9 protein-coding genes are annotated in these 8,495 nt (G+C 72.6%); 8 read left to right on the top strand and 1 reads right to left on the bottom strand.

Annotated elements, in window-relative coordinates:
- The 3 genes from B277_RS09885 to B277_RS09875 all read left to right on the top strand — a co-directional run.
- On the top strand, nt 1-531 hold a 531-nt coding region (locus tag B277_RS09885), incomplete at its 5' end, for a hypothetical protein (RefSeq protein ID WP_238539393.1).
- 27 nt (nt 532-558) lie between these two features.
- The gene (gene dcd, locus B277_RS09880) at nt 559-1,134 is read left to right on the top strand and encodes a dCTP deaminase (RefSeq protein WP_007927766.1); all 576 of its coding nucleotides are present in this window, start codon (nt 559-561) and stop codon (nt 1,132-1,134) included.
- A 202-nt stretch (nt 1,135-1,336) separates the two neighbouring features.
- Nucleotides 1,337-2,812: an amidase gene (locus B277_RS09875; protein WP_083853722.1), complete on the top strand. Its 1,476-nt coding sequence runs from the start codon at nt 1,337-1,339 to the stop codon at nt 2,810-2,812.
- Here the strand turns inward: B277_RS09875 and B277_RS09870 are convergent, their stop codons facing one another.
- Nucleotides 2,813-3,775, bottom strand: coding sequence for an endonuclease/exonuclease/phosphatase family protein (locus B277_RS09870; RefSeq protein WP_007927764.1), 963 nt, complete (start codon nt 3,773-3,775; stop codon nt 2,813-2,815).
- Nucleotides 3,776-3,845: 70 nt separating this feature from the next.
- Here B277_RS09870 and B277_RS09865 point away from each other — a divergent pair, with 70 nt between their 5' ends.
- The 5 genes from B277_RS09865 to B277_RS09845 are packed head-to-tail and all read left to right on the top strand — an operon-like array spanning nt 3,846 to nt 8,372.
- On the top strand, nt 3,846-4,877 hold the full coding sequence (locus B277_RS09865; RefSeq protein ID WP_007927763.1) for an enoyl-CoA hydratase/isomerase family protein: 1,032 nt from the start codon (nt 3,846-3,848) through the stop codon (nt 4,875-4,877).
- 46 nt (nt 4,878-4,923) lie between these two features.
- Entirely contained in the window at nt 4,924-6,045 is a 1,122-nt protein-coding gene (locus B277_RS09860; protein ID WP_007927762.1) for an ABC transporter ATP-binding protein, read from the top strand.
- Between the two features lies 1 nt (nt 6,046).
- Nucleotides 6,047-6,697 carry an ABC transporter permease gene (locus B277_RS09855; protein WP_040881293.1) on the top strand — a complete coding sequence of 217 codons (651 nt, stop codon included), beginning with the start codon at nt 6,047-6,049 and terminating at the stop codon, nt 6,695-6,697.
- On the top strand, nt 6,694-7,431 hold the full coding sequence (locus tag B277_RS09850) for an ABC transporter permease (protein ID WP_007927757.1): 738 nt from the start codon (nt 6,694-6,696) through the stop codon (nt 7,429-7,431). The genes B277_RS09855 and B277_RS09850 overlap by 4 nt, the downstream gene beginning before the upstream one ends.
- Entirely contained in the window at nt 7,428-8,372 is a 945-nt protein-coding gene (locus B277_RS09845; RefSeq protein ID WP_007927755.1) for an ABC transporter substrate-binding protein, read from the top strand. The genes B277_RS09850 and B277_RS09845 overlap by 4 nt, the downstream gene beginning before the upstream one ends.
- Nucleotides 8,373-8,495 lie beyond the last annotated feature (123 nt).

Below are 8,495 nucleotides of genomic sequence, written 5' to 3'. Positions count from 1 at the left end.
TCCTGGCCGGCGCGGCCGCGGTGGCCGCGGGGGTCGTCGCCGGCGGCATCGCCCCTCTCGGTGGGCGCCGACCACCCCACGCCCCCGGCGAGCAGCTCGGACCAGAGCGCGGCGACGCCGACCAACCCCAACCCGACCCCCTTCGCCACCGGCAGCGTGTGGGAGCCCTCGGCCGGGCGCGAGCGCCAGATCGTCGACGCCTACCGCGAGGGCGTCGTGCTGACACCCAAGGGCGGGGTGCGCATCGAGATCCCCGGTCAGATGGACTGGGAGGCGATGACCAAGGCGACCTATGCCGAGGGCGTCCCCGTCCGCTTCTGGGCGGTTGAGGGTGAGCCCAACGCCTGGGAGACCGGACCTCGGGTCGCCATCGACCCCGAGGACGGCATCGACATGAGCCAGGAGGGGCTGCCGGCCTACCCCATGGACGGCATCACCTTCGAGCGGTCCGGCGGGGCCGGCTCGCCGGTCACGGCCGTCGTCATCGACCACGTCCCGACCGAGCCGGTCGACATCACCTTCACCCAGTGAGGCCCGGCGCGCTCTAGTCTCGGGGCCATGCTGCTCTCCGACAGGGACATCCGGGCCGAGATCGACGCGGGGCGGGTCGTGCTCGACCCGTGGGACCCGACGATGGTCCAGCCCAGCAGTGTCGACGTCCGGCTCGACAAGTTCTTCCGGCTCTTCGACAACCACAAGTACCCGGTCATCGACCCGGCGGCCGACCAGCCCGATCTCACCCGGCTCATCGAGGTCGAGTCGGACGAGGGCTTCGTGCTCCACCCGGGGGAGTTCGTCCTGGGTTCGACGCTCGAGACGGTCTCGCTGGCGGACGACCTGGCAGCACGCGTCGAGGGCAAGTCGTCGCTCGGCCGGCTCGGCCTGCTGACGCACGCCACGGCCGGCTTCGTCGACCCGGGCTTCTCCGGCCACGTGACGCTCGAGCTCAGCAATGTCGCGACCCTGCCGATCCGCCTGTGGCCGGGCATGAAGATCGGACAGCTGTGCTTCTTCCGGCTCTCCTCGCCGGCGGAGCACCCGTACGGCTCCGCGGCCTACGGCTCGCACTACCAGGGGCAGCGCGGTCCGACGGCCAGCCGGTCCTTCGCCAACTTCCACCGGTCGGACGTCTGACCCTTCGAGACGGCCGCGGGCGGCCTCCTCAGGGCGCGGGTCTTCGAGACGGCCGCGGGCGGCCTCCTCAGGGCGCGGGTCTTCGAGACGGCCGCGGGCGGCCTCCTCAGGGCGCGGGTCTTCGAGACGGCCGCGGGCGGCCTCCTCAGGGAGCGAATGGGGACACCACCCCCGGTCGTGACCTGCGAGTAACATCGTGGAGATGACGACGGAGACCCACCCCACGCCCGCCCACGAGGAGATCCGCGAGAGCCACGAGTCCCGCCGGGTCAGTGCCTTCACCGACGACGCGCTCGGCACGCTCGACGCGACCGGGGTGGCCGCGGCGATCCGAGCGGGTGAGATCAGTGCGGGCGAGGCGGTCGAGGCCGCCATCGCCCGGGTCGCCCAGGTCGACCCGGTGCTCGGCGCGACGACCGTGGACGACCACGACCGTGCTCGCCGCCGGGCGGCGCACGTGCCGCAGGGGACGCCCGCCCCCTTCGCCGGGGTGCCGACCGCCTTCAAGGACAACGTCACTGTCGAGGGCCTGCCCATGCGCATGGGATCGGACGCGCTGCCGGACCGGCCCGGCTGTGCGGACGGCCCCTTCGTCCGGCAGTACCTGTCCACCGGTGTCGTGCCCATCGCGACGACGACCTGCCCGCCCTTCGGCTGGACGGCGACGACCGAGCGCCCCGGCGGGCGCATCACCCGCAACCCCTGGGCCACGGGCTACTCCTCGGGCGGGTCCTCCGGCGGCACGGCCGCGCTCGTCGCCTCCGGAGCGCTGCCCATCGCCCACGGCAACGACGGCGGTGGCTCGATCCGCATCCCCGCGGCGGCCTGCGGTCTCGTGGGGCTCAAGGTCACCCGGGGCCGGCTGCTCGGTGACCCGAGCACCGACAAGCTCCCGGTCCAGCTCGTCGTCAACGGCGTGCTCACCCGCACCGTGCGCGACACCGCGACCTTCCTCGCCGCCGCCGAGCAGCACCAGCCGGCCCGCAAGCTCCCGCCGGTCGGTCTCGTCGAGGGCCCCGGCGCACGTCGGCTGCGCATCGGCATGATGGTCGACTCGCCGCTCGCCCGGGCCACCGACCCGCAGACCCGGGAAGCAGTCGAGGCCGCCGCCCGCCTGCTCGACGGGCTCGGCCACACGGTCGACGACACGCTGCAGGTGCCGGTGCCGAAGTTCTTCAAGACCGACTTCGAGGACTACTGGAGCCTGCTCGCGATGGCCTCCTCCCGGCAGGGCAAGCAGCTCTACGGGCCCGACTTCGACCCCGACAAGCTCGACCCCTTCACCCGCGGTCTCGCCGACCGCGCGCTGCGCCGCCTGCACCGGGCCCCGCTGTACCTCGCCCGCCTGCGGGCGACCGGGTTCGCCGCCGACCGACTCTTCCCGGCCGAGGCAGACCTCGTGCTCACGCCGACGCTGAGCCACACCACGCCGCGCATCGGTCACCTCTCGGGCGACCTGGACTTCGACACCCACTTCGCCCGGTTGCTCGACTACGTCGGCTTCACGCCGCTGCACAATGCGAGCGGTCAGCCGGCGATCTCCCTGCCGCTCGGGCGGACCGACGACGGCCGCCCCATCGGCGTCATGCTGTCGGCGCGCAGCGGGCAGGAGCGGCTGCTGCTCGAGCTCGCCTTCGAGCTGGAGGCCGCGGCTCCCTTCGCCAGCCTCGCCGGCTGATCAGGGCAAGGCGACCGTCGCGACGAGCGCGGCGTGGTCGCTGCCGGGCCGCCGGGTGATCACGAGGTCCGTGCACACCGCGCCACGCGTCATGACGTGGTCGATCGGCACCGGCGCCACCGCGGACCCAGGGGTGCGTCCCCACGTGCCGGGGAAGCCCATGCCCAGCTGCGCGGTGCAGTCCCGCAGCCCCGACTGCCGCGCGAAACGACGGAAGGCCACCGCACTCGGTGGCGCGTTGAGATCACCCATGACGATGACGTGGCCGGTGCTGCCGGCCGTCGCCAGCCGAAGGGAGTCCAGCCCCGCCCCCCACAGGTCGGCCGCGAAGAAGGCCGGGTTCTGCAACCGGGTGCCGATGACCGTCACCTCTGTGCCGTCGCGCTCGAGCCGCACGGCTCGCCCCGGTTGGCGGCCGGGGAGGTGCGGGGCCTCGAGCACGGTCCAGGAGCGTCGCACCCACACCGCGACCTGGGCCGCGATGTAGTCGTCGTTGTCGCTCGCGACGAGCTGCCAGTCCGGGCCGAGCGCTGCGGTGAGCCCACGGGTGCGCGAGGCACTCCACTCCTGGAGGGCCAGGACGTCGACATCCTGGGCGAGCTCGACGAGCGCGGCGTCGGTGGGGCGCGAGTGCAGGGTGTTGAGCGTCGCCACCCGGATCGTCTGGCTCCCCGTCGGGGCAGGGGCGCGGTCAGGCACGACGTGGTCGAGCAGCGGTGCCTGGCTGAGCAGCAGGGCACCGACGAGGGCGAGTCGCCACCGCGGGTGGTGCCAGCACGGCAGCAGGGCGGCAGCGATCGCGACGAGCAGGACGAAGGGCAGGCCGGCAGCGACGACGACGCCGACGCTCGTGCGGCCACCGCGCGCGTACATGGTGACGACGGCGACGACGCACAGCGCGAGCACGACGAAGGTGAACCACGCCTCCGGCGTCCCCCGACGCGCCCCCGCCCGACCACTCATCGCGGGATCAGTCTGCCAGCACGGCCCGGCGCGCAGACACCCGCCGGCGCGGGTGTGCCAAGGTGACGACATGGCTGACTTCACTCCGGGCCCCACCGGCACCGACGAGGTGCTCTTCGCGGTCGACGGATCCCTCGGTCGGGTCCTGCTCAACCGACCTCGCGCGATCAACTCGCTGACCCGCGACATGGTCGTCGCGATGCGTGCCCAGCTGGAGGCGTGGGCCGAGGACCCGCAGGTGCAGACCGTCTCGATCGAGGGCGCCGGGGAGCGGGGTCTGTGCGCCGGTGGCGACGTCCGCGCGGTGCGCGAGGCCCACCTGGCGGGCACCTCCGGAGGGGTGGACTTCTGGGCCGACGAGTACGTGCTCGACGCGCAGATCGCGGAGTACCCCAAGCCCGTCGTCGCCGTGATGGACGGCATCGTCATGGGCGGTGGGCTGGGCATCTCGATGTTTGCCACCGCCCGCTGGGCCACCGAGCGCTCGCGGATCGCCATGCCCGAGACGATCATCGGCTTCTTCCCCGACGTCGCCGCGACCTACCTGCTCTCCCGGGCCCCGGGCGAGACCGGCACCCACGTCGCCCTCACCGGGACGACCATCACGGGAGCCGACGCCGTCGCCCTGGGTCTCGCCGACGCCGTGGTCGACTCCGCGCGCCTGCCCGATCTGCTCGCCGGCATCGCGGCGGGTAACCCGGTGGAGCCCGTGCCCGAGGACGCCACGACGAAGGCGGACACCCTCACCTCCGCCCGTGGCTGGATCGACGAGTGCTACGCCGGCGACGACGCCGCGGCGATCGTCGAGCGGCTGCGCGCCCACGACGCACCCGAGGCCCGTGCGGCAGCCGAGAAGATCTCCCTTCGCTCGCCGTTGTCGGTGGCCGTCACCCTCGAGGCACTGCGACGGGCCGCGACGGCCGGGTCGGTGCGCGAGGTGCTCGAGACGGACACGGTCGTGGCGCGGGGCCTGCTGCAGCGGGCGGACTTCGCCGAAGGTGTGCGCGCTCAGCTCGTCGACAAGGACCGCTCGCCCCGGTGGCAGCACGAGAGCGTGTCCGACGTCACGCGGGCAGAGGTGCTCGCCGTCTTCTCGGGATAGGTTGGAAGACCACGAGGAGGCCATCTCCCGGACAGAGGGGACGTGCATGATCCGTCTCGACGGCGTCACCAAGCAGTACCCGGACGGCACGGTAGCCGTCGACGACCTCAGCCTCACCGCACCGGACCGAGCCATCACCGTGCTCGTCGGGCCCTCGGGCTGCGGCAAGACGACGACGCTGCGGATGATCAACAGGATGATCGAGCCCACCTCCGGGTCGGTGACCATCGACGGCCGGGACGTGCTCGGCATGGACGCGGCGGAGCTGCGTCGCGGCATCGGCTACGTCATCCAGCACGGCGGGCTCTTCCCCCACCACACGGTCGAGCGCAACGTCGCGACCGTCCCCCTGCTGCTCGGCACGTCGCGACGCGAGGCGATCGCCCGGGCGCGCGAGCTGCTCGAGCTCGTCGGCCTCGACCCGGCACTCGGCCGCCGCTACCCCAGCCAGCTGTCCGGGGGCCAGCAGCAGCGCGTCGGGGTCGCCCGCGCGCTCGCAGCGGACCCGCCGGTCATGCTCATGGACGAGCCCTTCTCGGCCGTCGACCCGGTCGTGCGCGAGCAGCTGCAGGACGAGTTCCTGCGCTTGCAGGGCGAGCTCGGCAAGACGATCGTCATGGTCACCCACGACATCGACGAGGCGATCAAGCTCGGCGACCACGTGGCCGTGCTCCGGGTCGGTGGACGCATGGCCCAGGTGGCCCGGCCGGCAGAGCTGCTCGCCCACCCCGCAGACGAGTTCGTCGCCGACTTCCTCGGCCGCGACCGCGGCTACCGGGCCCTCGGCTTCGAGCACGCGCGCATCCCTCTGCACGACGAGTCGACGCTCTCCCTCGGCAGCCAGCCGAGGGAGGCCGGCGGCACCGCAGGCGACGGGTGGGCGCTCGTCGTCGACGACGAGCGGCGGCCACTCGGCTGGGTCCGCCCGGCTGACCTGGCCAAGGAGGAGCCCGTCGACACCTCGGCGCTGGCGCTCGGGGGCACCCTGGCGCGGGTCGACGGGCCGCTGCGGGCCGCGCTCGACGCAGCGCTGTCCTCCCCGAGCCGACGCGGTGTCGTCGTCGACGGCGACGGGCGCCTCGTCGGCACGTGCCGCGCCACCGAGGTGCTCGCGGTCATCGAGTCGCAGGAGCGCCCGCGCGACCCCGCCGCCACCCGATCGGCCTGACATGGACTGGATGCTCGAGCACCTCGACGACATCGGGTCCCTGACCCTGCAGCACTCGTGGCTCGCGGGCCTGCCTCTCGTCGTCGGGCTGCTCGTCTCCCTCCCGCTCGGTTGGCTGGCCCACCGCCAGCCGCGCCTGCGGGGGATCGTCGTCGTCTCCGCGGGTTTGCTCTACACGGTCCCCTCGCTGGCGCTCTTCGTCCTCATGCCCCTCGTCCTCGGCACCGGCATCCTCGACCCGGTCAACGTCGTCGTCGCCATGACGATCTACACCGTGGCGCTCCTCGTCCGCTCGGTCGTCGACGGGCTCGGCTCGGTGCCCGACGAGGTCACCCGGTCCGCCGTCGCCATGGGGTACACGCCCGTGCGCCGCTTCGTCGGGGTCGACCTGCCGCTGGCCGTCCCGGTCATCGCCGCGGGACTGCGGGTGGCCGCCGTCAGCAACGTCTCGATCGTCTCGATCGCCTCGCTCATCGGGGTCAGCCAGCTCGGCGACCTGCTCGTCGACGGGTACAACCGGGCCATCAGCGGCGAGCTCGCGGCCGGGATCCTCGGGTGCGTCCTCCTCGCGGTCGTCCTCGACCTCGCCATCCGGCTCGTCGAGCGGCTGCTCACCCCCTGGCGCCGCGCCGGGCAGGAGGGGTCGGCATGATCGGCGAGATCATCCGGTGGCTCACCTCGGGCGCCAGCTGGGCCGGCGCCGACGGCATCGGCGCGCGCCTGCTCGAGCACATCGGCTACACCCTGGTCGTCCTCGTCATCGCCGCGCTCGTCGCCGTCCCCGTCGGGCTGTGGATAGGTCACTCCGGGCGCGGGCGCTGGCTCGTCACTGCGGCCAACGCCCTGCGGGCGGTCCCGACGCTCGGGCTGCTCTTCGCGCTGACCCTCGTGCTGCTCCCGCGGCTGCCCGGTGACGCCGCCTTCCTCGTGCCGAGCGTCATCGTGCTCGTCCTGCTCGCGATCCCGTCGATCCTCTCCGGCACCTACGCAGGCGTCGAGTCCGTGCCGCTTGCCGCACGCAATGCCGCCCGCGGCATCGGCATGACCGGCAGCCAGGTGCTGTGGCGCGTCGAGGTGCCCATCGCCCTGCCTCTACTCATCTCCGGGCTGCGGGCCGCCGTCCTCCAGGTCGTCGCCACCGCCACCGTCGCCGCCTATGTCGGTCTCGGCGGGCTCGGCCGATTCCTCATCGACGGGCTGGCCACGCAGGACTACGCGAGCACGGCGGGTGGTGCCCTCCTCGTGGCACTGCTCGCGCTCGCCCTCGACGCCCCCTTCGCCCTGCTGGGGCGTCTCGTCGTCTCGCCCGGTCTCACCGGACGCAGCCGCTCCCTTCGACCCACAACCGATCACAACCGCACCGCGACCGCTGGAGGAACCCCATGACACCCACCGTCCCCGCATCCCGCCGACGTGTCCGCACCGCAGCGGTCGTGCTCGCCACGGCCGGCGCCCTCGGCCTAACCGCCTGCGGCGGCGGTGGCGACCCGCTCGCCAGCTCGTCGAGCAGCGCCGATGACGCCGGCGGCTCGGGCGAGATCGTCGTCGGGTCGGCCGACTTCTCCGAGTCGATCCTGCTCGCCCACATCTACGCCGGTGCGCTCAAGGCCGACGGCATCAATGCCTCGACCAAGACCGGGATCGGGTCTCGGGAGGTCTATCTCAAGGCGCTCGACGAGGGCTCGGTCGACGTCATGCCGGAGTACACCGGCGGACTGGCGCTCTACTACGACAAGGACTTCGCCGAGACCGACCCGGACAAGACGTACGAGGCCCTCGAGGACCTGCTGCCCGAGGGCACGGCCGTCCTCGAGAAGTCGGCGGCAGAGGACAAGGACTCGATCGTCGTCACCCGCGAGACCGCTGAAGGCAAGTCCCTGAAGACCATGGACGACCTGTCCGAGGTCGCGGGGGAGCTCACCCTCGGGGCGCCGTCAGAGTTCAAGACCCGCTCCCAGGGCATCCCCGGGCTCAAGGAGTCCTACGGCATCGAGTTCAAGACCTTCCGCCCCCTCAAGGCGGGGCAGGCGACGAGTGGCGCGCTCAAGAACGGTCAGATCGACGCGGCCAACATCTTCAGCACCGACCCGTCGATCGCGGCGAACGACTTCGTCGTGCTCGAGGACACCAAGAAGCTCTTCGGCAGTCAGAACGTCGTGCCCCTCGTCCGCTCGGACGTCCAGGAGGAGGTCCAGTCCTCGCTCGACGAGGTGTCGGCGAAGCTGACGACCGACAAGCTCGCGGAGCTGCTCAAGCGCACTGACATCGACAAGGAGGACCCGGACCAGGTGGCCGCGGACTTCCTCAAGGAGGAGGGCCTCGACTGAGGCTCGCTGGCGCCGGACGCTGAGGCGTCCGCCGACTCCCGACACGAGCGGGCGGCGGGCGTCTCGTCGTACCCGCTGGTCACAGACGAAAGGGCCGCCCACCGGATCGGTGGGCGGCCCTCT

This window comes from Janibacter hoylei PVAS-1, assembly GCF_000297495.1.
GTDB lineage: Bacteria > Actinomycetota > Actinomycetes > Actinomycetales > Dermatophilaceae > Janibacter > Janibacter hoylei.
The sequence above is the reverse complement of the archived record's forward strand: the minus strand, read 5'-3'. Positions and strand labels throughout refer to the sequence as shown.